We start from the raw sequence: 24,907 nt of genomic DNA on the forward strand, positions 1-24,907 counted from the left end.
TTAGGCGGAACGCTTGCGAAGAAGGTACTTCTGTGTTCCCTCCATCACCTGCTCCCCTCGCTGATTCACAACCGAGGAACCCAGAGTCAGGACGCCGGTGGTGCGTCCAGGGGATAATCCCACAACCTCCATCGACACGTACAACGTGTCGCCCGCAAAGACAGGCCTGAGGAAGCGGCTGCTCTGCTCGATAAACGCCTTTAAAGAGTCTTGGACCATGTGGGGAAACAGTCCAGCGCCGGCGGCGGTTTGGATTGCAATCTGAAACCCGTGGGCCAAAAGCCCCGGCATGCCGTGCGCGCGACAGTATTCGACGTCGTAGTGAACAGGATGGTTGTCGCCGCTTGCCAGCTGAAACGCTGCGAACAGGGCGTCCGTCATCGTCCGTGAGGGAAGGACGAATCGTTCTCCGACGGAAAAGTCTTCGAAGTATCGTTGCGCGCACATTTGGTGGGAGAGGTACGGCGACTCTGCGATTGCGTTCATGAATTGCAGCTCATCGGGATGTTTTGGGGACTCGCAGGGCGGATCCATATCGAAATGGCCCGACGCCAAACCCATTCAGTTCAGCACGAGCCGCCCTATGTTTGAGTATAGGTACCGGGCCGAGGTGTTACAGTTGAATGTTGCGAACACTGGCTTCGGATTTCTGGAACAGCTCGCGATCCAATACATGGCTGGAGACAAAGATGAGATACGAGCTAACTGATCTTCGACTGTTTCTGGCTGTCGCCGAGGCGGGGAGCCTGTCAACGGGGGCACTGAACTTCCATTTGTCGGCTCCGTCGGCCAGCTATAGGCTGAAGAATCTGGAGCAAGCGGTTGGTGCGGCGCTTTTCGTCCGTGGACCAAAGGGCATGGCGTTGACTCGGGCGGGTGAGGCGTTGTTGGGGCACGTGCGAAATGTTTTGTCCGCGATTCAGTTCATGCACGGCGATCTCGCGCGCTTCGCAAATGGTGTGAAAGGTCAGATTCGCGTCGTCGCCAACAGCAGCTGCCTCGCCAGGCTGACAGAGCCGCTCAGTCGCTTCCTCGTCGCTCACCCAAATATCGACGTCGAGCTTGAGGAGCGCCTGAGTGCGGACATCGTTCAGGCTGTAGCCGACCGTGTGGCCGACATTGGCTTGTTGGCAGGTGAGGTTGACATCCAGCAACTTGAGGCCATTCCCTATGCGCAGGATGAACTGATATTTGTCACGGCGATGGAACATCCGCTCGGCGCTTTACGGGAGATCAGTTTCCTTGAAACGTTGGAGGCAGAGTTCGTTGGACTAGGTCGTAAAAGCAGCAATTTTATTTTTCTATCACAAATCGCGGGAAAGCTAGGCCGCAGACTTAATGTCAGAGTCAATGTTCAAAGTTTCCCTATCGTGTTGCAGTTGGTGGAAGAGAACGTTGGGGTTTCGATAGTGCCGCGTAGCATCGCAGTTCCGGCCCTGATGGCCGGCCGCATCGTGGGTGTGCCGCTGGCAGAACCTTGGGCGCTGAGGAACCAGCGAGTGGTTGCCGTCAGCTTCAAAGGCCTTCCTCCGTTCGTTCAAGAGTTTGTTGAGTGCATCTCGCACGAACAGGTGACACCCGAAGCATCGAGTGAGTCGGCTACAGGTCGGTTGACTTGATTCCCGAGCGGCTTGGCCCACCGAAGTGGTCCCGGACGATGTCTTGCCGCTCACGCAGATCGCCGGGCCACTGTTGGCGTTGGCGTGGCAGACGCCGTGCGCGTTTGAGTGTTCAAGTCTTTCGAAGGGTCCATTAAAAACATTCGACTATTCCCTGCCAAGGTCGCCTGAATATACTCCTCCCATGGATTTGAAAATTGCCTGGGAAAGAGGAGACGATGCTAAATCGCGCGTTGGAGGGAGTGTCCGTACTCGACTTGTCGAGAATTCTTGCCGGCCCATGGTGTACCCAGAATCTGGCCGACCTGGGTGCAGATGTCATCAAGGTGGAAAGCCCAAAAGGTGGTGACGACACGCGGAAATGGGGGCCACCGTTTCTCGACATCCCCGGAAGCGACGACAGGTTCTCCGCGTACTTCCTGAGTTGCAATCGGGGAAAGCAGTCAATCGCTATCGATATCTCCCAGGCAGACGGGGCCGCGCTGGTGAGGCAGCTCGCTGCCAAGGCGGATGTACTGGTCGAGAACTTCAAGTCCGGATCTCTGGCCAAGTTTGGCCTCGATTATGAGTCATTGCGCGGGGACAATCCCAGGCTCGTTTACATGTCCATAACGGGATTTGGCCAGGAGGGACCGATGGCCGGGCGACCGGGATACGACTATGTTTTTCAGGGATACGGCGGACTCATGAGCTATACCGGCCGCCCTGATGACGAACCCGGCGGCGGTCCTTTACGTGTTGGCGCCTCGATCATCGACCTCAGCACTGGCATGTACGGGACGACGGCGGTTCTTGCGGCCTTATTTCAAAGAGAGATAAGCGGGAAGGGGCAATACATTGACCTTTCCCTGTCAGATGTCGCAGTCGCTCTAAACGCTAACCAGAACATGAACTACCTTGTATCGGGCCAAGTGCCCGTTAGACGAGGTAACGCTCATCCAAACCTCGCTCCGTATGAAATATTCGCTTGTCAGGATGGACAACATCTGATTCTAGCGATCGGTAACGATCAACAGTTTGTCCGGTTCTGTGAACTGGCCGGAGAACCGTCGCTCGCGACTGACACCCGCTTCGCGACAAATGAGCAGCGTCTCTCCAATCTCACGGAGTTGCGTGGCGCAGTATCCAGATTGCTCCTAGAGCGATCCATGGATGTATGGCGAGATCTCCTGGACAAAGACGGAGTGCCTTGGGGGCCGGTCAATACGCTGGATCAGGTATTCCATGACCCGCAAACGAAATTCAAGAGGATCCGTCAAGACCTGACTCATCCGTTGGCTGGAAAAATTCCGACGGTGAGGAACCCGCTTTCTCACTCGGATATGTCTGAAACAAAGGCGCCGCCCCTGTTGGGGGAGGACACAAACGACGTGCTCGCAGGCCTGGGCATGAGTCCCGAAAACGTCGCACGATTGAAGACTCAAGGCGTGGTCGTGGGCCGTTAATGGGGAGGTCGCGGTACATGTTAAGCGAATCGCATGATCACTATGATGTCGCGCAGGATGGGCGCGGCGTCGTAACGTTGACAATTGCCCGTTCCGGGAAGCTGAATCTGATTTCGTCTTCTGTGACTAAAGCCCTGATCGAGGGATTGAAGCGTCTCGGGCAAGACTCGTCCGTTCGAGCGCTCGTATTAACGGGCGATGGAGACCGGGCGTTTATCGGTGGTGCCGACGTTAAGGAGATGGCCACGCTGAACCCCAAGACCGCCGAAATCTTTATATTGGGCTTGCATGACTTATGCGAGGCCATTCGTGTGTTTCCAGTGCCTGTTATCGCGCGCATACAGGGATGGTGCCTCGGAGGTGGGTTAGAGGTCGCTGCGGCTTGTGACATTCGGGTAGCGGCGAGTACGGCGCAGTTTGGGATGCCAGAGGTAAGAATGGGTATCCCCTCGGTCATTCATGCCGCACTTCTACCACGTTTGATCGGCAGTGGGCGGGCGCGGTGGCTTATGTTGACAGCCAACCTCATTGACACAAGCCGCGCCTTGGAGTGGGGCCTTGTCGACGGTATCGCCGAGAGTCAGCAACTCGACGCCGAGGTCGAGCGTGTCCTCGCCGCGTTATTGGCGTGCGGCCCCCAGGTTATGCGCTCCCAAAAGAGGCTGCTTAACACTTGGGATGACGTTCCATTGAGCGAGGGAGTGAAGGTTAGCATCAAAGAGTTCGGTAACGCCTTTCGAGGCGAGGAGCCTTATTATTTTATGAGCGAGTTCCTGACGCGAAAGCGCGGAACATAACCACTGTCCAACTGGATCCCGGGGCGCGACTGGCCCAAGGCGCAGGTGCGGACGTTGGTTTGCAGACCCATCGGTCCAAAAGCGCATCAGTTACAGGGCACCTTTGATTGGCCGCGGACCATGCGGCGATAGATTGCGCCAGCGGGTTTAAGAGGAGGTCCGCATGAAGATCGGATTTATCGGATTGGGAAAGATGGGCGCACCGATGGTGGCCAATCTGTTGAAGCAGGGCGTCGAGGTTGCTGTCTATGACGTCAACGTCGAGGCGGTCGCGTCAGCAGTCGCCGCCGGTGCGGGTGCCGCTGACTCACCGAAGGCCGTTGCTGTCCAATCTGGCGCGGTCGTCACTGCGCTGCCTTCAGTCCAGCACGTGGCCGACGTTTATCTTTCTGAGGAGGGTATTCTTGCTGGCGCAAGGCCGGGGACACTTCTCGTGGATTGCAGTACGGTATCTCCACAGTTTTCGCGCGAGATGTGGGCTCGCGCTGCGGAAGCGGGTGTTCGTATGGCCGATGCACCCATGTCTGGCGGGACGAAGGGTGCCGGCGCCGGCACTCTGACGTTTTTGGTGGGCGCTGACGACGCACTGCTCGCCGATATTGAGCCGCTTCTGATGAAAATGGGTAAGAAGGTCGTTCATTGTGGCGGACCGGGCAGCGGCCAGGTTGTCAAACTCTGCAACAATCTGTTGCTCGCGAACACAATGATAGCCACGTGCGAAGCGATGTCGCTCGGTGTGAAGCTCGGGGTTGATCCATTGATCCTTGCTACGGCAATCAACAATTCGTCCGGACGTTCGTGGAGCTCTGATACCAACAATCCGTGGCCGGGCGTGGTCCCTGATGCACCGTCCTCCAATGGATATGCCGGAGGAGGCAGCACGGAAACATTGTTGAAAGACATTTGCCTCGCGGTTCAGGCTGCGCAAGACGTAAAACAGACTCTCGTGCTCGGGTTGGTCGCGAAGGAGTTATATCAGAGTTCGGTTAGTCAAGGGTGGGGTGGGAAAGACTTTTCCTCCGTCATCCATCTGTTTGATTAGGTAGGTCTTCACCTGCCCTTCACGGATGCGCTGGCAGACGCGTTGCATGCGGGTTGTTCGCTCGCATTGCCGTGGCCGGACGTCGCTTGAAGGGGATCTGCGGCGTGGTTAGCTGGTGCGTTCTCGAAACTTCCAGCTCTGCTCTGCTTTTGATCTAAGTAAGACGATGGATACATTAAATCTGACAATATATAACTCAGGTCGGAGACAGTATGTCATTCGTAGTGGCGTTGACCGCATTGGCATTTCTAATGCTGGCCGCGTATCGCGGCCATAGCGTTATCCTTTTCGCGCCTCTTGCGTCCCTTTTTGCTGTGTTGCTAGCGGACCCGTCTGCTGTTGCGCCAGTGTTCAGCGGAATCTTCATGGAGAAAATGGTCGGTTTCCTGAAGCTGTATTTTCCGGTCTTTCTTCTCGGTGCCGTGTTCGGGAAGGTCATCGAGCTGTCTGGGTTTTCTGAGTCGATAGTGGCAGCGGCGGTTCGCTACATTGGCAAGTCGCGTGTAAACTTGGTTATCGTCTTCGTGTGCGCGTTGCTGACATATGGGGGAGTGTCACTGTTTGTTGTCGTGTTCGCCGTTTACCCGTTCGCTGCGGAGCTGTATCGCAAAAGTGGGATTCCAAAGCGTCTGTTACCCGGACCTATCGCGTTAGGAGCGTTCACATTTACCATGGACGCGCTCCCGGGGACTCCGCAGATCCAGAACATTATTCCAAGCACGTTTTTCAAGACGACCGGATGGGCCGCCCCGTGGCTTGGGGTCGTCGGAGCGGTGTTTATCGCAGTGGTTGGTCTGATTTTTCTCGAGTGGCGCCGCCGCAAGGTGATGGAGACAGGCGAGGGGTACGGAACATCTCTCCTGAACGAACCCGAAGGAGTAGAGGCGAGCGGCCTCCCAAACCCTTTTCTAGCTGTTGCTCCTTTGATTCTTGTGGGCGTTTCCAACTTTGCGCTGACAAAGTACCTCCCATACTTCTATGGAGCGAACTTCTCGGTGCCGCCTGATGTGCTACCAGGCATTCACGCTCCCATTGCCGTTTCAATCAAAACGGTCACTGCCACTTGGGCCGTTGAGGGAGCGTTACTGGTCGGCATCGTGTTCGTTATGCTCACCGCCTATGGGCGCGTGCGAGCCCGTTTTGCTGCCGGTACCCGGACAGCTGTCGCGGGCGCGCTGCTCGCAGCGATGAACACTGCCTCGGAATACGGATTTGGGGGTGTGATCGCCGCGCTCCCCGGTTTTGTTATTGTTGGAGAAGCGCTTAAAAGTATCCCCAACCCCCTGATTAATTCCGCCGTAACGGTAAGTGCCCTCGCAGGGATTACAGGCTCTGCGTCGGGCGGGATGAGCATCGCGCTGGCCTCGATGTCTGAGACCTTTATAAGGGAAGCCGCAGCCGCGCGCATTCCACTGGACGTGCTGCATCGGGTGGTCGCCATGGCCAGCGGCGGTATGGACTCGCTTCCTCATAATGGCGCAGTGATAACTTTGCTTGCGGTAACCGGATTGACGCACCGTCAGTCATATCGCGAGATCTTCGCTATTACGATTATCAAGACTTTCGCTGTGCTCTTTGTGATCGCGGCGTACTACGCGACGGGTATTGTGTAGCCCAAAGGGGGCTTGCTTGCCAACAGCGCGACCGAAGACGTCGGCGCTGAATGGAGACGATGTTCACCCGCCGCAAACAATTCTCTCGACTCTTACGGGTTTCATGTTGTGTCGATGATCTTGCCGAAAGCAGGCGGATGGATCGGGCACTGAAAAAGGAGGCTTTAGATGACTGGACGGCTAGTTGGTAAGCGCGTAATCGTAACGGACTGCAACGAGTACAACGGCGCGGATATCGTTGAACTCTTCAAGGCAGAGGGTGCGGAGGTGTTCGCGGAGTCGCGCGACCTGACACCGCTGGACGCTGCGGACAACCTGATCCGCGAGGTGGGGCATGTCGATATCCTTATCGCAAACCTAGCGTATCCACACAAGTATGCGCCTGCGACCGAGAAGACCGACGAGGAGATGGACCTGGCGATGCAACGGATCGTATATCCACTGCACCGGCTCACCCGAGCAGTTCTGCCGCAGATGCTTGCACGCAAGCAGGGCAAAATCGTCGTCGTCGGCAGCGCCACTCCGCTACGCGGTCGAAAGGGTGGAGTGTCCATATATGGCGCAGCGCGGGGTGCGCAGTTCGGGTACATGAGAAACGTTGCGATGGAAGTCGCGCCCTACGTACATATCAACGCCACGGCGCAGACCTACGTCGATAATTTGACGTACTGGCCACTTGAATATCGCAAGACTGAAGAATTTCGCGTGCGCCTGGCGGAGTGTCCCGGTGGTCGGCTTGCATCCGGGCGGCAACTGGCTCAGTCCGTTCTCTTCCTGGCTGGACCGGAAAGCGACTTTTCGTACGGTCAGATTCTTTCCTTCGACGGAGGGTGGACGTCGGGCAGCACGATGTAAGTTCCAAGAAGGTTTGCACAATGCCTGGCTGAGCGTCGCCGCCCTGGCGAACCAGTCCGGCCTAAAATCATTGGCTATCGTGTAGCCCAAAGCGGGGCTTGCTTGCGAACATTCGCGCCTTATGCGACCCCTTTGGGCCCCGCGAATGTTGCGCAGGGTAACCGGCGACGGGGCACTTGTTGATGCCGCGCGAAAGCGCTCGGGCCTTTCACGACGGCGCACTATCAGACGAGAGAGCGTCCGACGGATGAACCGCCGTCAACAAACAAGGTCTGCCCGGTTATAAATCCCGCGTCATCGGAGAGCAGGAAGGCAACTGCTGCCCCTATTTCGTCCGGTTTGCCAAGCCGCTTCATCGGGACAATTGATTGGTAAAGTCGTTCACTGTCGCTGCCGGGCGGATTATTTGTCCTGAAGCCCTCGGTCTCGGTCGGGCCGGGAGCCACTGCGTTGACGGTAATGCCGACGTCGGCGAGCTCCAATGCCCACGTTCGAGTGAAGCTGGTTAGGGCGCTTTTTGCGGCCGAGTATGCGGTCAGACCAGGTACGCCGAGCATTACCAGACTCGAAATATTGACGACACGTCCCCATCCGTTCGCCTGCATACCGGGGAGGAGAGCCTGCACCAACTGTACGGCAGGACGGAGGTTAAAGGCGATGCTGCTCGTCAGTTGATCCAGATTGATTTGGCCGAGCCGGTCCGTGTTGACGCGGGCGACGTTGTTGACCACGCCGTCAAAGGCGTAGCGAGTAAGCAGCTCATTCAGGATGGCTTCAGTCGCTCCCTCATTTGCGAGGTCCGCAGTGACGAGGAGGCCTGGGAAACTTCTGTCATCGGCGTGCCGTGCCAGTCCCACGACAGTGTGACCTGCTTTCGCGAGTTGGTTCGAAACGGCGCGACCGATTCCTTTGCTTGCGCCTGTGACCAGAAATGTACGTTGAGGCATGGGTGTCTCCAGAACAGTGGGAACGACGAGAAAACAACGAAATGCGGTCAAGGGGCGATCAAGAACCCCGCGTCAGTGTAAGTGCCGGTGACTTACCGGGACCATTCGAATTGTTCGAAGCCAGGTTTTGGGAAATGTTAAGACACCCTAAGGTAGATCGTTGCCGTGCTGAAAGCCTCCTTTTGTCGGTGCAAGAGCATTCGAGGAGTCCAAACGCTCGCTTAGAAACATTGGAAGGTCACTCGAGAGGTGACTTAGTTATACTTAGGGTATCTCGCTAACTGGTCGATTGAGGCTGAGTTCAATGCGTCCTCAGCATTCGGATTGAACGAACACTGAGAGGCATCCGTGTCAGGGTTGATATTGCTGCGGGCCCGATGTTCGCTATAACCTGGGGAAACTTTGCCATTTCGCCTTGCGAGTCCGTTCAGTCTGCCACAGACTCCGATCGGAAACCTACACCGACTCCTACTAAACGGAAGATCTACATGGACTATCCCGACACCCAGCTATTCATTAACGGCAAATGGCAGGACGCGGCAGAGGGCCGTACCTTGCCTGTGGTCGACCCGTCGACGGGTCGGGAGATTGGCATTGTCGCATGTGCAGGTATTGCCGACTTGGACCGGGCGCTTGCCGCAGCACAGACGGGTTTTGAGGTCTGGCGGGACACGCCCGCCTTTGAGCGCAGTAAGGTCATGCGAAGCGCTGCTGGCCTGCTTCGTGAGCGGCAAGAAGCGATCGCGAGCGTGATTACGCAGGAGCAGGGAAAGCCGCTTGCCGAAGCCAAGGTTGAGGTCACTTTGGCTGCGGGAATCATCGAATGGTTTGCGGAGGAAGGATTTCGCGCATACGGTCGAGTTGTTCCGTCGCGTGATATCAGGGCGCAGCAGTTGGTAGTTAAAGATCCTGTTGGGCCGGTGGCAGCGTTTACGCCTTGGAACTTCCCGGTGAATCAGGTGGTTAGGAAGCTGTCGGCAGCGCTTACAACTGGCTGTTCAATCATCATCAAGGCGCCAGAGGAAACGCCAGCAGGCCCGGCGGCTCTGATCCAGGCGTTTGTGGACGCCGGAATACCCGACGGCGTTATCGGCCTCGTGTTTGGTATTCCCGCTGAGATCTCGAGTTACCTTATCCCGCACCCGGTGATCAAGAAAGTATCCTTTACCGGGGCGACGTCCGTCGGGAAACAGCTGGCGGCACTGGCCGGTAAACACATGAAGCGGACCACCATGGAACTGGGTGGGCATGCGCCGTTTATTATTGCAGAGGACGCCAACGTCGAACTCGCAGTCAGGATCGCAGGAAACTCAAAGTTTCGGAACTGTGGACAGGTTTGTATATCCCCCACACGATTCCTGGTACACGAAAGCGTCAGCCAGGAGTTTACGGCGGGACTGGTGAAACACGCGCGCGAGTTGAAAGTTGGCAATGGCGCTGTCGAGGGCGTGCAGATGGGGCCGTTGGCCAATGTGCGACGGCTTGAAGCAATGACGGAACTGACAAGGGACGCCGTGCGGCATGGGGCGACTGTCGCGGCCGGTGGTGTTCGCATTGGCGAGCAAGGTAACTTCTGGGCTCCAACAGTGTTGACCGATGTTCCATTACAGTCAAAGGTCTTCAACGAGGAGCCGTTCGGCCCGATGGCAGTCGTCCACCGCTACAAGACGATGGAGGAGGCGATCAAGGAGGCCAATCGTCTTGAGTACGGTCTCGCCGGATATGCGTTCACCCGTTCACTGCGCAACGCGCATCTGCTCTCGATGCGACTTGAGGTAGGAATGCTGTGGGTGAACCAGACTTCAGCGCCTTGGCCAGAGCTTCCTTTTGGGGGCGTCAAGGATTCTGGTTACGGCACAGAGGGCGGGCCCGAGGCGCTTGATGCATACCTGAACACAAGGACCGTCTCGATCATGAATGTGTGACGCGGTTATTGTCAACTTGTTGGCCGTCGTGTCTGAGTTCCGTTTGGCTATGCCCCGAAAGCAGAGGCTATGAGCTTATAAAGTCTTGGCGGCGAGCGCAAAGGAAAAATACTATCCCATTCAAGCGCTATAGAGCACGGCGCAGAAACGATTTACGCGTCGTGACCGGGCTCTGAGATTGCAGAATAGGGCATACCTGCAAGGTCAACCTCACACTCCTCGGGCGCGCATAAACCAACGAACCGGAGACAATGGACATGAGAAAAACAGTGGAACACCTCGATCTCGAGGAACGCGTGAAAGCCGCCCTTGCCAATCCCATGACCGATGGGCAATCCATCGACCTGATGCGGGAGTTGACCGAGGTATTGAGCGTCGTTGGACTCGATCCGAGTTCGGCGGGCGGGTCGACAACATTCATCGGCAGCGATCCGATCATCGCGAGCCCACTCGCGCTCGCGACCGTGGCAGGCGTCACCTTGATGGCCAAAGCGGTGGCAGTCGGCGACCTGTGGCGATTCAGAGGTGGCGAGTCGCAGCACCTAAGCGTGAACCTGGGTCAGGTGCTGCATCGCCTTTGCCCCTTCTATGACAAAAAATGGGAGTTGCTTAATGGCTATGCGCCGGGCAATCCCGCCGACCCCGACAGCCCGTTCTTTCCGACGAACATGTACCGGACAGCGGACGATCGCTGGGTACAACTTCTTAACATCTACCCGCGCACAAAAAAGACAGCCTTGGCCTTCTTGGACTGTCACGACGACAAGCGGGCAGTGGCTGAAGCCGTGCGCAAGTGGAACGGTGTTGACCTTGAAGATGCGGCGAGCCGCGCCGGCGTCCAGGCAACGATGGTCCGCACATTTGACGAGTTTGCAAGAGAGCCCCAGTTTCAGTACATCAAGGACATGCCGCTGATCCAGATCGAGAAGATTGGCGAGAGTGACCCTGAGCCGTTCACGTCAAATCCAGAGCATCCTTTGAGCGGCGTTCGGGCCCTCGGACTCGGGCACGTGATTGCTGGTGCGGGGCTGGGAAGGGCGCTGGCGTACCACGGAGCCGATGTCCTGAATGTCTGGAACCCGAACGACTTCGAAATGGACTTCATCTACGCTACGGCGAACGTCGGCATGCGTTCCGCGATGATGGACCTCGGCCGCGCCGACGAACTTCGGCGATTCAAAAACCTGGCCAAAGATTCAGACGTCTTTTTCGCGAATCGCCGACCCGGGTACCTGGAAAAGCATGGGCTGTCTGCACAGAAGCTGGCCGACATCCGCCCTGGGATGATTCATGTCGACATCTCTATCTATGGCCCGCATGGGCCCTGGGCAAACCGGGTCGGTTTCGACCAAACGGCCGGTGGCGTCACTGGAGCGTTGGCGTTGGAGGGGGCACCGGACAACCCTCAGCTACCCGAGATTTTTGTTGTCAACGACTACCTCACATCTTGGATGGCGAGCATCGGAGTCATCGCTGCACTGAAGAGACGGGCCGTGGAAGGCGGTAGCTATCGCATTCGCCTGTCGATGACTCGACTCGCCATCTGGCTGCTGCAGCTCGGCGTTTTCGACAAACAGTACGCCGCGAGGATCGCTGGCACGGCGGGCGGCCACGAATACTTGCCCCCGGAGCTGTTTGAGGCTGATACGCCCCTGGGCCACTACCAAGGCGTGACTGACCAGGTGCAGATGTCAAAGACTCCGGGGCGCTTCAAGTTCCCTCTTGTACCAAGGGCATCGGGCAAGGCGGTCTGGCTGCCGCGTTGATAGAGCGAAGGGGCGTCAGTCTCTCGAATGAACGCTAACGTGCTCGAAGCTGAATCATTCTGGCCAGATCAGATTGTGAGCGCGAGGCCCTTTATAAGGGTCTGGCGCCGCGCTGGACGTCTTTACCCGCTGAACGTGATTGACCCGATGGAAAGCCCAATACAAATTTGGCTGCGAATACTTTGCAGGTGAAGAAACATTTAGGAGATCGGGCATGAATAGACAAACCAACTTTTCACATCTTGGCAAGAGCGCCCCCGAAGACTGGGCAACCATCGAGGCGCTCGGTGAAGACTTGCGAAGGAAACGTACATGATCGCTACAGTCAACCGTCAGGTGCTCTTGACGTCACGCCCGACGGGCATCCCCGAGAGCCGGCATTTCCAGATCGTCGAAAGCGCCCTGCCTACGCCTGCCGGGAACCAGGTGCTTGTGCGCAACCTCTTTGCAGCGTATGTTTAGGCAACCTCATTAAGCAGGGTAACGTGTATGGCGAGAACAGCGCCGAGTATCGCCGATTCGAGGACGACCTGATCAGCGACGCGCGCTGACAGCACAAGGATGCAGTGCTCAAGGACATTGGCGCGCCGGTCCTGCTCACCCCCGTCGAGCAGACGCTCGCGTCTTTCCACGAGGCTATCGAAGCAAAACTGAAGCTCGTCAACCAGCGTATCGACAGCGGCGACAACCAGCATATCAAGATCAGCCGCCGCAAAGACCAGCGTCGCTGGACATTGCTGTATCCCGAAGCGGATGAAACGGTCACCGTCGACCGCGAACTGAGAATCGATGCATGTTGACTCGAAACGGCCCACCGGCTTCGCGGGGAGTGGACGCGCGATTCCGCTGCCACGCTCCCGGATTACGCATCCACGGCGGTGAGGAGATGCTGGCGGCCCTCGTCAAGTATTTCATCCGCGAGCGCCGGCTCAATCTCGGCAAGAGCACGCGAAAGCAGCAGCGTGTCCGCTATTGAATCAGGAAGGGACAACGCAGCGGTACCCGCGCTGTAGCAGGCTCCAAGCAATTGCAGAACCCGGCAAAGGCGGAGCCGGCGGTGTCCCGGCATACCGGTAACCACTAAGCCCGCGGTAGTGCGTTAGTAGAACGATGACTAGCGCGCGCCGTGCACGATGTCGCCGAAGAGCGACGCGTGTTCATGGGGAGGCGCCCGCCAGTATTGCGGCGGCGCGTCGACACGAGCACCGAGTTTAGCTGCCGCGTGCCAGCCCCAGCGCGGGTTGTACAGCATGCCGCGGGCAATCGCGACGAGGTCCGCCTGATCGTTCGCAACCACCTTCTCTGCCTGCTCTGCCTCGGTGATCAGGCCGACGGACATCGTGTTGACCCCCGTGGCTTCCCTGATGGCCTGCGCGAACGGCACCTGATAGCCCGGACCGACGGTGATTTTCTGCAGCGGCGAGATTCCGCCTGATGACACGGCGACCCAGTCGACGCTGCGCAAGTTGAGCTCGCGGGCGAACGCGATGGTCTGCTCCACATCCCAGCCACCTTCGATCCAGTCGGTCGCCGAAACCTTTACGCCGACAGGCTTGTGCGCCGGGATAATCGCGCGGACGATATCGAACACCTCAAGCGGAAAGCGCATGCGGTTTTCCAGTGAGCCACCGTATTCGTCGTCGCGTTGATTGGCGATGGGCGACAGGAATTGATGCAGCAGATAACCATGCGCGCCGTGCAGTTCAATGCCATCGACGCCAAGCCGCTGGGCCCGCCTGGCCGATTCAGCGAACGCATTGCGAACGCGTTCCAGTCCAGCCGCATCGAGCGCGACCGGCGCTGCTTCGCCTTCTTTCTGCGGCAACGCGGAAGGACCGTGCGTGACCCATCCACCGTCGGCTACTGGGATCAACTGCCCACCCTTCCAGGGAACGTGACTCGACGCTTTACGTCCGGCGTGGCCGAGCTGCATTGTGACGGCGATCTTCGAGTGCTGGCGAATCGCCTCGATGATCGGCTTCAGCGCTGCTTCGGTGGCGTCGTCCCAGAGGCCGAGGTCGCCGGGCGTGATACGTCCGTCGGCCTCCACAGCGGTTGCCTCGATGATCAGCATCCCTGCGCCGGACAGCGCCATGCTGCCGAGGTGAATCATGTGCCAGGAATGCGCCTTGCCGTCGATGGCCACGTACTGGCACATCGGTGATACGACGATGCGGTTAGGAAGCGTCACGCCGCGGAGCGTGAACGGAGAAAACAGCGCGCTCATATTTTTTCCTGAACGAGAAGGGACCGGCAATCGCCGGTCCAAAGCCTGTGTCTCAAGCGGTTGTGCCGGAACGCATACGTAACGGCATTGCACTTGCATACCCGGGGGGAACGGCCTGGTGATGGCTAGCCAGCGAGCCTCATGAGGCCGTTTTGCCGCCGTTGACCCTGATGATCTCTCCGGTAAGGAAGCTCGACTTTTCCGACGAGACGAACACTATGGCGTTGGCGATTTCTTCGGGGGTTCCCGCACGCTTGAGCGGAACGTTCGTGAGGAAGGCGGCTTTCCGTTCGGCGGTGCCGGTAAGTCGGTTGAGCATCGCGGTCTCAACCGGACCCGGAGCGATGGCGTTGACGCGCACCCCTGATGCAGCGCCCTCGATAGCCACCGATTTGGTCAGGCCTTCCACCGCGTGCTTACTTGCCACGTAGAGGGACGCGTTCGCCGCGCCGCGGGAGCCCATCGTCGATGAGATATTGACGATGCTGCCGCTGCCCTGCGCAAGCATCACGCGCATCTCATGTTTCATGCTGAGCAGGGTGCCAAGCACGTTGGTCTCAAAGACGGCTGCATAGCTCTCGGGGGTCCGGTCCGTCACCGGGCCGGACTGGCCTTCGGTGCCGGCAGCGTTGACCGCCACGTCAAGCCGACCAAAGTGTGCGATGGTCTGGTCGACGAGATTGCGCACGTCGTCTTCGCGGCTCACGTCGGCGTGGATGAATTCTGCGTCGGTACCAAGCGCGCACAATTCGGCGGCAAGCGCCAGGCCGACTTCGCCGCGACGGCCCGATATGACGACTTGCGCACCTTCGCGTGCGAACGCAAGCGCGGTGGCGCGGCCAATGCCGGTCAGCGCGCCGGTGATGAGAACAACAGGGCGATTCATGGGACGGCTCCTTCTGATTTGCCTGCCGTCGGGGATCGAGCGGCGTGGGCCGTGTGTAAAAATTTGGGCGCCGCGCGCGCCGGGCCGATGTCCAAATGCCGGCGCACGGTGCCGCGCGTCAGGCCGTGAAGCTCCCGCCGAACATCGGCAGGCCGCTGCGCGATTCGGCGCGAGTGGCCTCGTACTGCAGGACGTCCCAGTGTTCGACGAGCACGCCGTCGGCGACGCGCAGAATGTCGGCCGCGATCCAGTTGCGCGGCCTACCGTTGCCCGAAAAACGCCCGTGGATGATGACGAAATCGCCATCGGCCACGATCACGCCGGGCTCGTAGCGCAACGTCGCGGGGACAGTCTTGACCAGATCGAACAGACCATCGCGGCCCGGCGCGATGTGGGCGCTGTGCTGGATGTAGTCGGGCGACCCGAATAGTTGCGCTGGTTGAAAAGCGTGTCGAAGGCTTCGAGCACCAAGGCCTTACGCGCTTTCTTTGTCTGGTTCATGACCATCTCCTGTCTCGCAGTAGCAGTACCTCATGCCGCAATGGCGGTTGCATTCCGCAGCTTTGCCAGACGCCTGCCGATGCTAACCGCCAGGATCAGCGCTGCCGCTTCGCAGGCAGCGGCGGTCCAGCCCAGGTTGCTCACGGACGTGAGGCTCAAGGTAAGCGAGCCGAGCGCGGCACCGAGCGAGAAGCCGAGATACATGAACGAAGCATTCAGCGACAGTGCAGTCGGCGTTCCGCGCAGGCCGGCGATGCTGACCAGTCCTGCTTGCTGCGCAGGGTAGAACGACCAGTGCGCAATGCCCCACGCTATGACGCCGAGCAAGACAGGGATCAGGGCAAGCGTTTTCGGCAGCCAGTGCGCGCTAAGCGATAGCAGCGAGAAAGCCAGGATTGTTACCGCCAGGCAGGGAATGATCACCTGGCGGTAACCAATGCGGTCCACGGCTTTGCCGCCGATGACCACGCCAACGGCGGCCGAAACGCCCCAGGTGAACAATACATAGCCGATTTGCGCGCCCTGCAGTTCCGTGGTTTGGGTTACTAATAGCGCCAGGTAGGTGTAGACCGTGTATGCGCCCATGGCCCACAACGTGGTGACGATCAATGTCATCAGGATCACCGGCTTGCGCGCGGTATGAATGCGCTCGCGCAAGGTAGCGGTCGACAAGCCAGCGCCTATCGTCCGTGGCAGGCCGAACAGCAAGCCTGCGGTGGCCGCGGCCGACAAGGCGGCGACCCCGGCAAACGTCATGCGCCAGCCGAGCCGGTCGCCGACCAGTGCGCCCAGCGGTACCCCGAAGGCAACCGCAATCGAAATACCACCGTTGACGATGGCCAGCGCCGTACCGCGTCGTTCGGGGCCAGCGATGGCACCGGCCAGCGCGTTGGCACCGGGAACGTACAGGCCGGCGGCTGCTGCGAGCAGGATGCGGGCCGCCATCAATTCCCAATAGTTCTGGGCGACCGACGCAATGATGTTCGCCAGGGTGAAGACCGAGAGCGACAGCATCATCAGCGTGCGCCGATCGAAGGCGCCGGTCAGGGCCGTCAGGATCGGCGAGCTGAGCGCGTAGGCCAGGGCAAATACCGTGACCAGCTGGCCAGTGGCGACAATGCTGGTATGCAGGTCGGCGGCCATGTCGGGCAGCAGGCCGGCGATCATGAAGCTTTCCGTGCCGACTGCGAACGTACCTAATGCCAGCCAGTACAGCGGCACAAGGGAAGTGGGCGTGGTGCTGGAGCTCATTGCTGTTCCAATTGATTATGCGGCGATGGCCGCGATTGGGGCTAAGGGCGGGGCTTACGCCTTGGCGCTCGGCCGTGCCGAAACCTTTTCGTGCCAGCGCTTCAGGGCCACCTGCTCGTCGGGGATGGCCAGCTTGAGGCCGCCCGCGGCGAAGTCGATCGTGACCAGCGCCGTGATGTCGGCGACCGAGTAGCGATCACCGGCCACGAACGGGACCTCACTCAGCCGAGCATCAAGATCGGCAAAGAAGTTCTTCACCCGTAGCTTGCTGCGCTCCGTCAGCTCGGGGATCTGCTCGTAGTCATGGGGACCGGCGATCGCGCGCCCCTTGAGGCCTGGCGCGGCGTTGCGGATGGCTTCCATCACCGCAGCGAAACCATCCAGTTCGGCGCGCCGTTCCCACATTGTCACCAGTGCCTTCTCCTTTGCGGTCTCGCCGAGCAACGGGTTCTGCGGATAGGTTGCCTCGATGTAGCGGCAGATGGCCGGCACCTCGCCGATGGCGGTGCCGTCTTCCAGCACCAAGGTCGGGACGACGCGGCGCGGGTTGATGGCCCGATAGGCCTCGAAATGCTGCTCGCCTTTGCCCAGGTCGACCGGGATGAGCGGGATCGACAGTCCCTTTTCAGCGAGGAAGATGCGCACGCGCCGCGAATTGGGCGAGCCTGCAGATTGGTAAAGTTTGATCGTGTCGGAAGCCATTCTGAAATCTCCACATCTGTTGAATTGAGATGCCGGCGCGCCAACCGCGCTGGCAGTGGGCTCGCTGGCAGTGGGCTATATGTCGGCAGGGCTCACAGCTTCGAACCGCCATCGACGTGCAACGTGTCGCCAGTGATCCAACGAGCATCATCGGAAGCGAGGAAGGCGACAGCGGCACCGATGTCGTTCGACTCGGCCATGCGCTTGAGCGCCTGGATGCTCAGTGTGAAATCCCGTCCTGCGTCGGTCCTAGCGAAACTGGACATGTCAGTCGGAACCACGCCTGGCGCCACGGCATTGACTCGGATGCCACGTTCGCCCAGGGCTGAGGCGAAATGCTTGACCAGGGTGTCGATGGCACCTTTGGTGGCCGCATAGGCGGACAGCGTTCCCACGGAGGCGCGTGCAGCGAGCGAGGAAAGCAGCACGACACTGCTGCCCTTGCACATGACCGGGAGCAACTGCTGCACGAGGAAGTATGGAGCGCGCACGTTCACCGCGAAGAGGTTGTCGAACTCCTCGACTGTGGTCTCCTCGATCGTGCCCGCCTTCGCGATAGCAGCGTTGGCGACGAGGATGTCCAATCGGCCGCCGATGATGGTACGCACGTGCTCGGCCAGCGCGTGTGGTCCGTCCGGTGCCCGCAGGTCGGCCGCGATCTTCTCGGCTTTCCCACCTGCTTCGCGGATTTCGGCGACAACCGCGGCCGCTTCCTTTTCTCCGCTGCTGTAGTGGACGAGTACCTGGGTGCCGGCCTTTGCCAGCGCGAGCGCGCAGGCGCGTCCGATGCCGCGTGACGCGCCAGTCACCAGCGCGGTCTTGCCCGAAAGGTTGGTCATGATGTGAATCCCTTACTGTTGATCCAGAGGTCGGCGTGTGCTCACGGCTGCCCGGTGTCTTCGGACAGAAACAGCAATGCGTGGCCGACGAAGCGCTCGGGGTACTGGTACTGCGAGCCGTGGTTGGCGTCCGGATAGAAGATCAACTGCGCATTCGGGAGATGCTGCTGCAGGATTGAGGAGTTCACCGGGTAGATGATCACGTCGTTGTCGCCGTTGATGACCAGCGTCGGCTGTGTAATTGCCTTCAGGTAATCGAAGGGGTTCTCGCGCGGAGCCCCCCACCTGGTCAGCGCTTCGAGCTGCGCGGGTCCGACCCGTTCGCTTACCTCAGGGTCTCGGCATTCCACGCGCTGGCGAAAGCGCTTCAGGTAAGCGCGACCCGCGGCCTGGCTGGCCTCGGAGAGGGTGAAGAACACCCTGAGCCACAGGTGATCGGGCTCGTCGTAGGTCGCGCCGAAGATTTCCTGCGCTTCGGGTGTCAGCGAAACCATGCCTTCGCCGCTGCGCGGACCTGTGCCCAGCAGAACCAGGCGACGAACCAGGGCTGGCTCGGCCAGCGCCAGTTCCTGCGCCACCAGCCCGCCGAGCGAAAAACCGAGCACGTCCACCTGGGCGAGGCCAAGCGCCTTGATGAAGGCGGCAGCATTGGCCGCCATGTCCTCGATCCTCGTCGGCACCTCGCCGGAGCTGCTGGAAATGCCGGCGTTGTTGAACAGGATGACGTCGCGCTGCTGCGCAATCCCGTCCGTTACCGCGGGGTCCCAATGGTCCATCGTGCCGGTGAAATGCATGTTGAAGACGAGCGGTACGCCACCAGTCTTGCCGAAGCGGCGATAGGCAAAGCGGATGCCTTGGGCTTCGACATACTGCGTCGGCGCCGTTTGATGGGTATATGTGGTCATGTCAAGTGTCCTTTTAGGCACGCCGGATTCGGCGCAACGGCGCCTCGCCAGGGCGACGGGTATGAGGTTTAGCGGTTGAGGCCGCGGGCGATCCCTGGCTTGTCCAGGTAGGGGCTTGTTCTATCCGGACTGCCGACCAGGCACGCCAGGAGAGAAGCTCCAACGACGATCAGCCCGCGGTCTTGCCGCCATCGACGGTGATGACCTGGCCGGTCACGAAGGCGGCGCCATCGGATGCCAGGTAGAGCACGGCGCTGGCGATGTCGTCCGGCTTGCCGATGCGCGCCAGCGGAACAGAGGACACCAGCGCGGCCTTGTGCTCCGCCGTGCCGGTGAAGCGGTCGAGCATGCCCGTATCGGTCGGCCCCGGGGCAACGGCATTGACGCGCACACCTGTGGCGGCGACTTCCAGCGCAGCCGACCTGGTGAAGCCCTCGACCGCGTGCTTGCTGCCAGCGTAGACGGAGGCGTAGGCCGCCCCTTCGTGGCCGTAGGTCGATGAGATGTTGATGATGCTGCCGCTCTTCTGAGCGGTCATCACGCGCAACTCGTGCTTCAGGCTCAGCAACGTGCCCAGCACGTTGGTATCGAAGGTCTCGGCGTAGCTCTCGGCGGTCTGGTTGACGACCAGTCCCGGCTGGCCCTCGGTGCCGGCATTATTGACGGCCACGTCAAGGCGGCCGAAGCGGGCTACGGTCTGGTCGACCAAGGCGCGGACTTCGTCGTCGTGGCGCACGTCGGCCTGGTGGAAGGCGGCTTCAGCGCCGAGCTGCTGAAGTTCGGCTTCGAGCGCCTTGCCTTCGGCCTGACGGCGGCCGGAGACGACCAGACGGCCGCCGTTCCTGGCAAAGGCCAGGGCGGTGGCGCGACCGATGCCGGTCAGGGCGCCGGTGATAAGGATGACGGGCTTGCTCATGATTAAACTCCTGCGAGGTATGACTGGGACGTATGGGGTGGCTGACCGGCAACACCGGCTCGAACGCTGGAAACACTCGCCATCACGTCGACACAGGAGGAAATCTAGGGGCTTGTGGCAAGATTGAAAAAGACTTAATAAGCTGGATGGCATACTTCAAAGGCATGGGATCTGCAATGGAACTGCGACATCTACGGTATTTCATCGCCGTCGCCGAGACGGGCAGCCTGACGGAGGCAGCCGAACGGCGGCTGCACACTTCGCAGCCGTCTCTGAGTCGGCAGATCCGGGATTTGGAGGATCAGGTCGGGGTCGAATTGCTGAGCCGCAGCGCGCGGGGCGTGGAGCTGACGCCAGCTGGCAAGGCGTTCATCGATCACGCCCGGCTGGCGCTGACCCAGGTAGATGCTGCAGTCGAATCGGCCCGCAGGGCAGCGCATCCTGCAAAGCAGCGCTTCGCCCTCGGCTTCCTCACCGGGCAGGAAATGACCTGGCTGCCTGAGGCCATGCACATTCTGCGCGGCGAGTTGCCGAACATCGAAGTCACCGTATCCAGCGACTATTCGCCGGACCTCGCCGAAGGACTCGCGCGCGGCAAGCTGGATGTGGCGTTCCTGCGTGCCGAACCGGACTTCGATCTCACCTACCAGGTCGTTGGCCGGGAACCGCTCGTGGTGCTCATGCCGAGTGACCATCCGCTGACGTCCCGCGTTGCAATCCTTCCGCAAGAACTCGTTGGCGAGCCTTTCATCGCTATGGCTTACAAGGCTAAGGTGCTGCGCGCGGTGATCGACGACTACCTGGAACGCTCAGGGGTCCGGATCACGCCGGCACAGAGTGTAGACAACCCTGCGATGGTCATGTCGCTGGTTGCGTCGACGGGAGGCGTGACGCTGATCCCGGCCTATGTCGAGAACCTGATGCCCTGGTCTGTCGTCAGCCGTCCGCTCGAAGGCGAGGTGCCGACGATCGACCTGGTCATCGGCTACAGCAAGGCAAATTCCTCTCCGATTCTGAAGCTGTTCCTTTCGAGAGTGGATGAGCTGATCTCACTCGCCGCGAAGAGATCGTCATGATCCGAGTCCCAGTCAACGGCACGTGTCAACGGCGAAGCAGACGTTCGAATTTCATGCGGGAGCGGCTCGAACGGGTCGAAATGCGTCCGACGGACGACACACAGCTACAGTGCTCAATTGGTGCAATGCAACCAAGAACGCCGGCATCAACCAGCAAATACGGATAGTCTCGAAAACCAGAGAAGCATTGCCATTCACCCATTGCAGCCGACGTGAGTCGGCCCGTTGTCCCCGCCCTGCCGTATTGCGCGGGTCGGCGTGGGCTTGCAGAAGCCTCCGTTCGATGGACACTTCAGGGCTTGTAGTGTCCATATCAACCTACCTGGCGAGCGACACAAGATCGCCGCGAAGCTATTGATTTTTCGGGCGTTCGATGTGTCCATCCACCCGCTAACTTGTTAATGCTCTTCGGCGTGAAGGGAGCGAGTCTGGATCGCCTCAAGATGTACGATTGGATTGCGTCGGCCGATTCAATGGCCTTCGCCTTCGGTGCACGCGTGAAGGCCCGCCAGGGCGGAATCTCCAACTCGATGGTGTACCAATCGGGCGAGATGACGCGGTGGATGCAAAACGCACAGCGTCGCGCGAATCCTGCGGCAGGCGATCAGTTTCGGTTGCCGCTGGCGGCCTGAAACTGTTGCCTCTTCCGTCCCTGACACAAGCCCACGCGTTCTCCGGAACCGTGGGCTCTTTTTTTTGGAAGGCGCCGACCTAACCCGAATCACGGACGTGACGAGGGCAGAAGTCGGCCAAGAGGCGACCATCACGCGTGTCGTCGCTCGGTCGTTAAGAGGTCCAATCCGCTCCCCGAGCGGCCGTTCGATCGAAACAAGATCCAGCTCAAGCACGTCCGGCGGGTCCAGCCATTAGGGCTGTTGAATGTCGTGAATGTCACAAGGCTCAGAAACATGTTTTTGGGCGAACAATGCATCGACGTTGTCGGATCTACCAAAGATACCAATGTCATCTCGGTAAATGGTGCGCCGCATAAAATCGAAGAGGAGCTCGCCGCAATTCCCGATTCGATTGAGCTGCGTGTCAAATCTTACCGTGGGGGCATCCTTATCATGATCGGATCGGAGATTCTCCTGCTCTCCTGCACCAATCGCGCCGCTCAACTGGCCACATTCTGTATCCTGCGCATCTAACGCATGTATATTTTTTTGCCCATACATTGAGTCTAGGCATTTATGGGAAAACTCGATAAGGGTTAAAAGGGTTTTCGTTCGAGCAGTGGCATTGGAGTCCTTATTTGCAGCCCTCTTGCCTTTATCGAGGATGGTGTCGTCAGCGCTCTTTTTCCAACCCCACCATATAATAGCCTCCTCAACCTTAGTGCCGACAAAATCAGTGATTCCCTGCCGACTGAATGTGTATTTTTTCTCCTTTAACCACTGATTGTTAAGGAAGACTTTATCGCGATAGGGGAAAATACTCTCGATTTGCGCTCCTTCATGCGAACCAGCGGCTGCAAAAGAGGCGTAAGCATCCTCAAGCGCAATTCTCTGTGCTCGCAACTGTTCCACTGAGGAATGCGACACATCCCTCAGTGAAGAGTATGAGGTATCAGCCCTCGCGATGTAGAGGTAGAATGAATCAGTTATTTTATCGATTGAATCCAGCGAGCGCTGCACCTCAGTTTCATGCTCACTAACCTCCTGTGCTCGCTCGTCGCGCAGTGCAGAAAATATACCGACAATCACCGTGCCAAAAATAAATGCAGAAATCAATCTTACAAACGGATGAGAAAAAAAATCACTAACGAACTTTATTGACCCTCGCGAAGAAAATTTTTTTCTACGGATTCTAAATTTTCCAAATTTTTGCCTGATGTAACTCCTCCCTTTCGCTTTGCTCATTTTTCTCTCCCGGGGGTGGGATTTTCAGATTTGATATACATGTAGGTGTAAGCCATCTCGCCACATCGACGTGTGAGTATCTCCTTGACGAAAAATGATGCGTTATCCAGATTTGTTTTTAGTTGACGCACGCCTCGAATACAAGTTTTTCCTCGCTCTGAATGTTGATATCACAACATCGCAGTAGCAGTTCGCTTGCGTGACGAGTGAGCAAGTTCCGGAAAACTGAGCAACGCTATTGCACTGTTTTTGCTGTATTTGTTTCGGTTGCCTGACGATTTTCTTTCGGCTCGTTTCGGATTCTATGGAACAGGATTGAACTGTCCACCGAGGTTCAGTAGGCCAGTTGAAGTAGTCGACCTGACTTCACGGTGCGCCCGCTCTCCGGAATTGGCGAACACAAGGCAGTCGACGTCGCACAGTCTTGGATGGCCGCTGCGCCCGGCGGATTCAACCGGTGGATGCAATAGTTCGATGGAATCGTTCAGCCGGTGTTTCGTAATCCAGCGTCTTCCTTGGGCGCTCGTTAAGCCTTCGTGCCACGGCATTGAGTCTGGCCTGTGAGTAGACCGACAGGTCGATGCCTTTCGGGAAGTACTGTCTCAACAGGCCGTTGGTATTTTCGTTCGAGCCGCGTTGCCAGGGGTGTTTCGGATCGCAGAAGTACACGGCAATATCGGTGGCGATGGTGAACCGTTTATGGTCGGCCATCTCTGTTCCCCGATCCCAGGTCAGCGATTTATACAGTTCCTGCGGCAGCTTCCCAGCGTGTTTGATGAGCGCATTGACAACCGACTCGCTGTCCTTGCTTGCGATCCTCACCAGCATGACATAACGTGTCTGACGCTCTACAAGTGTTGCAATCTGGCTACCGCCGCTACCACACAGGAGATCCCCCTCCCAGTGCCCCGGCACCGCACGGTTTTCCACAGTGGCGGGGCGTTCACTGATTGATACCGCGTCGCGGATCCTGCCGTGATCGTCCGTTTTCTGAGTGTGATGGCGCGAGCGACGCATGGCCCGGGTGCGCCGCAAATGCTCCAGCAACTCTTTCTTCAATGCACCCCGTGCCTGAATGAAAAGACTGCGGTAGATGGTCTCGTGGGACACGTGGTAGTCCTCGTTGTCTGGGTACGCGCGCTTGAGCCATCCGGCAATCTGCTGCGGTGACCACTGCAGCTGGAGCTTGCCTGCCACGATGTGCGCCAGCATCCGGTGCTCAACCAGTTTACAGGCTTTGGGACGCTGCGCGCGATCCCACGCAAGCTGATCGGCGTGGCTTGCCCGATAGCCGTCCGGTCCGCTGTTACCTTTGATCTCACGACAGATGGTGGAAGGCGCTCGCGAAAGTCGCATTGCAATTGACTGGATCGAATCATCAGCCACGAGCCCTCGCGATATCTCTTCGCGCTCCTCCAGCGTCAACGCCAATCGCGATCGGTGCCTTTGTGGTGGCTGGATCCCGCCTGTCTCAGCCAGAATTCCTTGGACCGATGAGTGATTCCGATCAAAAAGCTGGGCGATCTTCTGCAGAGATTCGCCCTTGCGCCAACGTTCCCACATCAACGCTTTCTGCGTCTCACTGTAATAAATCCGGCGTCGCTGTTTCATTTGCAACACTCCCACTGCTCACGCAGCTTCTAGATACTATGGAAGGGCCGCAGCAGTAAGGCCCCTGGAGTAAAACGAGGATTCCGACACTCGTTTTTCGAAAGGAGCACGCAAATGGATGCGCC

At 58.8% G+C, this 24,907-nt stretch carries 25 protein-coding genes; 12 read left to right on the plus strand and 13 right to left on the minus strand.

Annotation, left to right across the window (positions count from 1 at the left end; all coding sequences use genetic code 11):
• The gene (locus P3T21_RS34170; protein ID WP_429260309.1) at positions 1 to 486 is read right to left on the minus strand and encodes a MaoC family dehydratase; all 486 of its coding nucleotides are present in this window, start codon (positions 484 to 486) and stop codon (positions 1 to 3) included.
• A gap of 203 nt (positions 487 to 689) precedes the next feature.
• Between P3T21_RS34170 and P3T21_RS34175 the strand changes: the two genes are divergently transcribed.
• The 6 genes from P3T21_RS34175 to P3T21_RS34200 all read left to right on the plus strand — a co-directional run bounded on the left by P3T21_RS34175 (position 690) and on the right by P3T21_RS34200 (position 7,371).
• Positions 690 to 1,619 (plus strand): LysR substrate-binding domain-containing protein, encoded by a 930-nt coding sequence (locus P3T21_RS34175; RefSeq protein ID WP_429260310.1) that lies wholly within the window; start codon positions 690 to 692, stop codon positions 1,617 to 1,619.
• Positions 1,620 to 1,837: 218 nt separating this feature from the next.
• The gene (locus P3T21_RS34180) at positions 1,838 to 3,064 is read left to right on the plus strand and encodes a CaiB/BaiF CoA transferase family protein (RefSeq protein ID WP_429260311.1); all 1,227 of its coding nucleotides are present in this window, start codon (positions 1,838 to 1,840) and stop codon (positions 3,062 to 3,064) included.
• A gap of 17 nt (positions 3,065 to 3,081) precedes the next feature.
• Entirely contained in the window at positions 3,082 to 3,861 is a 780-nt protein-coding gene (locus tag P3T21_RS34185; RefSeq protein WP_429260312.1) for an enoyl-CoA hydratase, read from the plus strand.
• A 163-nt stretch (positions 3,862 to 4,024) separates the two neighbouring features.
• Positions 4,025 to 4,903, plus strand: coding sequence for a 3-hydroxyisobutyrate dehydrogenase (mmsB, locus tag P3T21_RS34190; RefSeq protein WP_429260313.1), 879 nt, complete (start codon positions 4,025 to 4,027; stop codon positions 4,901 to 4,903).
• 212 nt (positions 4,904 to 5,115) lie between these two features.
• Positions 5,116 to 6,516, plus strand: coding sequence for a GntP family permease (locus P3T21_RS34195; protein ID WP_429260314.1), 1,401 nt, complete (start codon positions 5,116 to 5,118; stop codon positions 6,514 to 6,516).
• A 168-nt stretch (positions 6,517 to 6,684) separates the two neighbouring features.
• Complete coding sequence (locus P3T21_RS34200; protein WP_429260315.1) at positions 6,685 to 7,371, plus strand: SDR family NAD(P)-dependent oxidoreductase; 687 nt, start codon at positions 6,685 to 6,687, stop codon at positions 7,369 to 7,371.
• 224 nt (positions 7,372 to 7,595) lie between these two features.
• On the opposite strand, the gene P3T21_RS34205 is transcribed toward P3T21_RS34200, so the two are convergent.
• Positions 7,596 to 8,318 carry an SDR family oxidoreductase gene (locus P3T21_RS34205; protein WP_429260316.1) on the minus strand — a complete coding sequence of 241 codons (723 nt, stop codon included), beginning with the start codon at positions 8,316 to 8,318 and terminating at the stop codon, positions 7,596 to 7,598.
• A gap of 488 nt (positions 8,319 to 8,806) precedes the next feature.
• On the opposite strand from P3T21_RS34205, the gene P3T21_RS34210 reads away from it, so the two are divergent.
• From P3T21_RS34210 to P3T21_RS34225, 4 genes are all read left to right on the plus strand, one after another.
• The gene (locus tag P3T21_RS34210) at positions 8,807 to 10,243 is read left to right on the plus strand and encodes an NAD-dependent succinate-semialdehyde dehydrogenase (RefSeq protein ID WP_429260317.1); all 1,437 of its coding nucleotides are present in this window, start codon (positions 8,807 to 8,809) and stop codon (positions 10,241 to 10,243) included.
• A gap of 257 nt (positions 10,244 to 10,500) precedes the next feature.
• The gene (locus P3T21_RS34215) at positions 10,501 to 12,009 is read left to right on the plus strand and encodes a CoA transferase (RefSeq protein ID WP_429260318.1); all 1,509 of its coding nucleotides are present in this window, start codon (positions 10,501 to 10,503) and stop codon (positions 12,007 to 12,009) included.
• 312 nt (positions 12,010 to 12,321) lie between these two features.
• Entirely contained in the window at positions 12,322 to 12,471 is a 150-nt protein-coding gene (locus P3T21_RS34220; protein WP_429260319.1) for a hypothetical protein, read from the plus strand.
• Between the two features lie 104 nt (positions 12,472 to 12,575).
• Entirely contained in the window at positions 12,576 to 12,809 is a 234-nt protein-coding gene (locus P3T21_RS34225; RefSeq protein ID WP_429260320.1) for a hypothetical protein, read from the plus strand.
• A 314-nt stretch (positions 12,810 to 13,123) separates the two neighbouring features.
• Here the strand turns inward: P3T21_RS34225 and P3T21_RS34230 are convergent, their stop codons facing one another.
• From P3T21_RS34230 to P3T21_RS34270, 9 genes are all read right to left on the minus strand, one after another.
• On the minus strand, positions 13,124 to 14,236 hold the full coding sequence (locus P3T21_RS34230) for an NADH:flavin oxidoreductase/NADH oxidase (RefSeq protein WP_429260321.1): 1,113 nt from the start codon (positions 14,234 to 14,236) through the stop codon (positions 13,124 to 13,126).
• 139 nt (positions 14,237 to 14,375) lie between these two features.
• The gene (locus P3T21_RS34235; protein ID WP_429260322.1) at positions 14,376 to 15,122 is read right to left on the minus strand and encodes an SDR family NAD(P)-dependent oxidoreductase; all 747 of its coding nucleotides are present in this window, start codon (positions 15,120 to 15,122) and stop codon (positions 14,376 to 14,378) included.
• A 118-nt stretch (positions 15,123 to 15,240) separates the two neighbouring features.
• Positions 15,241 to 15,513: a nuclear transport factor 2 family protein gene (locus P3T21_RS34240; RefSeq protein WP_429260333.1), complete on the minus strand. Its 273-nt coding sequence runs from the start codon at positions 15,511 to 15,513 to the stop codon at positions 15,241 to 15,243.
• The gene (locus P3T21_RS34245; protein ID WP_429260323.1) at positions 15,438 to 15,623 is read right to left on the minus strand and encodes a hypothetical protein; all 186 of its coding nucleotides are present in this window, start codon (positions 15,621 to 15,623) and stop codon (positions 15,438 to 15,440) included. The genes P3T21_RS34240 and P3T21_RS34245 overlap by 76 nt, the downstream gene beginning before the upstream one ends.
• A 30-nt stretch (positions 15,624 to 15,653) precedes the next feature.
• Positions 15,654 to 16,874, minus strand: a complete 1,221-nt coding sequence (locus tag P3T21_RS34250; RefSeq protein WP_429260324.1) for an MFS transporter — start codon at positions 16,872 to 16,874, stop codon at positions 15,654 to 15,656.
• Positions 16,875 to 16,928: 54 nt separating this feature from the next.
• On the minus strand, positions 16,929 to 17,576 hold the full coding sequence (locus tag P3T21_RS34255; RefSeq protein WP_429260325.1) for a glutathione S-transferase family protein: 648 nt from the start codon (positions 17,574 to 17,576) through the stop codon (positions 16,929 to 16,931).
• A 92-nt stretch (positions 17,577 to 17,668) separates the two neighbouring features.
• A complete protein-coding gene (locus P3T21_RS34260; protein ID WP_429260326.1) occupies positions 17,669 to 18,415 on the minus strand; it encodes an SDR family NAD(P)-dependent oxidoreductase in 747 nt (248 codons plus the stop codon).
• Positions 18,416 to 18,456: 41 nt separating this feature from the next.
• Positions 18,457 to 19,320 carry an alpha/beta fold hydrolase gene (locus P3T21_RS34265; RefSeq protein WP_429260327.1) on the minus strand — a complete coding sequence of 288 codons (864 nt, stop codon included), beginning with the start codon at positions 19,318 to 19,320 and terminating at the stop codon, positions 18,457 to 18,459.
• A gap of 169 nt (positions 19,321 to 19,489) precedes the next feature.
• Entirely contained in the window at positions 19,490 to 20,236 is a 747-nt protein-coding gene (locus P3T21_RS34270) for an SDR family NAD(P)-dependent oxidoreductase (protein WP_429260328.1), read from the minus strand.
• Between the two features lie 176 nt (positions 20,237 to 20,412).
• Between P3T21_RS34270 and P3T21_RS34275 the strand changes: the two genes are divergently transcribed.
• Positions 20,413 to 21,312: a LysR family transcriptional regulator gene (locus P3T21_RS34275; protein WP_429260334.1), complete on the plus strand. Its 900-nt coding sequence runs from the start codon at positions 20,413 to 20,415 to the stop codon at positions 21,310 to 21,312.
• A gap of 401 nt (positions 21,313 to 21,713) precedes the next feature.
• Complete coding sequence (locus tag P3T21_RS34280; protein WP_429260329.1) at positions 21,714 to 21,944, plus strand: hypothetical protein; 231 nt, start codon at positions 21,714 to 21,716, stop codon at positions 21,942 to 21,944.
• 234 nt (positions 21,945 to 22,178) lie between these two features.
• Here P3T21_RS34280 and P3T21_RS34285 read toward each other — a convergent pair whose 3' ends face one another.
• Entirely contained in the window at positions 22,179 to 23,171 is a 993-nt protein-coding gene (locus P3T21_RS34285) for a hypothetical protein (RefSeq protein WP_429260330.1), read from the minus strand.
• Between the two features lie 450 nt (positions 23,172 to 23,621).
• Positions 23,622 to 24,782: an IS30 family transposase gene (locus P3T21_RS34290; protein ID WP_429260331.1), complete on the minus strand. Its 1,161-nt coding sequence runs from the start codon at positions 24,780 to 24,782 to the stop codon at positions 23,622 to 23,624.
• Positions 24,783 to 24,907 lie beyond the last annotated feature (125 nt).

Origin of the sequence: Paraburkholderia sp. GAS334 (assembly GCF_050436625.1) — a bacterium.
Classification (GTDB): Bacteria; Pseudomonadota; Gammaproteobacteria; order Burkholderiales; family Burkholderiaceae; genus Paraburkholderia.

Coding starts and splice junctions, on each gene's coding strand:
- P3T21_RS34170 (WP_429260309.1), bottom strand. CDS start 486: ATGAACGCAATCGCAGAGTCGCCGTACCTCTCCCACCAAATGTGCGCG.
- P3T21_RS34175 (WP_429260310.1), top strand. CDS start 690: ATGAGATACGAGCTAACTGATCTTCGACTGTTTCTGGCTGTCGCCGAG.
- P3T21_RS34180 (WP_429260311.1), top strand. CDS start 1,838: ATGCTAAATCGCGCGTTGGAGGGAGTGTCCGTACTCGACTTGTCGAGA.
- P3T21_RS34185 (WP_429260312.1), top strand. CDS start 3,082: ATGTTAAGCGAATCGCATGATCACTATGATGTCGCGCAGGATGGGCGC.
- mmsB (WP_429260313.1), top strand. CDS start 4,025: ATGAAGATCGGATTTATCGGATTGGGAAAGATGGGCGCACCGATGGTG.
- P3T21_RS34195 (WP_429260314.1), top strand. CDS start 5,116: ATGTCATTCGTAGTGGCGTTGACCGCATTGGCATTTCTAATGCTGGCC.
- P3T21_RS34200 (WP_429260315.1), top strand. CDS start 6,685: ATGACTGGACGGCTAGTTGGTAAGCGCGTAATCGTAACGGACTGCAAC.
- P3T21_RS34205 (WP_429260316.1), bottom strand. CDS start 8,318: ATGCCTCAACGTACATTTCTGGTCACAGGCGCAAGCAAAGGAATCGGT.
- P3T21_RS34210 (WP_429260317.1), top strand. CDS start 8,807: ATGGACTATCCCGACACCCAGCTATTCATTAACGGCAAATGGCAGGAC.
- P3T21_RS34215 (WP_429260318.1), top strand. CDS start 10,501: ATGAGAAAAACAGTGGAACACCTCGATCTCGAGGAACGCGTGAAAGCC.
- P3T21_RS34220 (WP_429260319.1), top strand. CDS start 12,322: ATGATCGCTACAGTCAACCGTCAGGTGCTCTTGACGTCACGCCCGACG.
- P3T21_RS34230 (WP_429260321.1), bottom strand. CDS start 14,236: ATGAGCGCGCTGTTTTCTCCGTTCACGCTCCGCGGCGTGACGCTTCCT.
- P3T21_RS34235 (WP_429260322.1), bottom strand. CDS start 15,122: ATGAATCGCCCTGTTGTTCTCATCACCGGCGCGCTGACCGGCATTGGC.
- P3T21_RS34245 (WP_429260323.1), bottom strand. CDS start 15,623: ATGAACCAGACAAAGAAAGCGCGTAAGGCCTTGGTGCTCGAAGCCTTC.
- P3T21_RS34250 (WP_429260324.1), bottom strand. CDS start 16,874: ATGAGCTCCAGCACCACGCCCACTTCCCTTGTGCCGCTGTACTGGCTG.
- P3T21_RS34255 (WP_429260325.1), bottom strand. CDS start 17,576: ATGGCTTCCGACACGATCAAACTTTACCAATCTGCAGGCTCGCCCAAT.
- P3T21_RS34260 (WP_429260326.1), bottom strand. CDS start 18,415: ATGACCAACCTTTCGGGCAAGACCGCGCTGGTGACTGGCGCGTCACGC.
- P3T21_RS34265 (WP_429260327.1), bottom strand. CDS start 19,320: ATGACCACATATACCCATCAAACGGCGCCGACGCAGTATGTCGAAGCC.
- P3T21_RS34270 (WP_429260328.1), bottom strand. CDS start 20,236: ATGAGCAAGCCCGTCATCCTTATCACCGGCGCCCTGACCGGCATCGGT.
- P3T21_RS34275 (WP_429260334.1), top strand. CDS start 20,413: ATGGAACTGCGACATCTACGGTATTTCATCGCCGTCGCCGAGACGGGC.
- P3T21_RS34280 (WP_429260329.1), top strand. CDS start 21,714: ATGCTCTTCGGCGTGAAGGGAGCGAGTCTGGATCGCCTCAAGATGTAC.
- P3T21_RS34285 (WP_429260330.1), bottom strand. CDS start 23,171: ATGAGCAAAGCGAAAGGGAGGAGTTACATCAGGCAAAAATTTGGAAAA.
- P3T21_RS34290 (WP_429260331.1), bottom strand. CDS start 24,782: ATGAAACAGCGACGCCGGATTTATTACAGTGAGACGCAGAAAGCGTTG.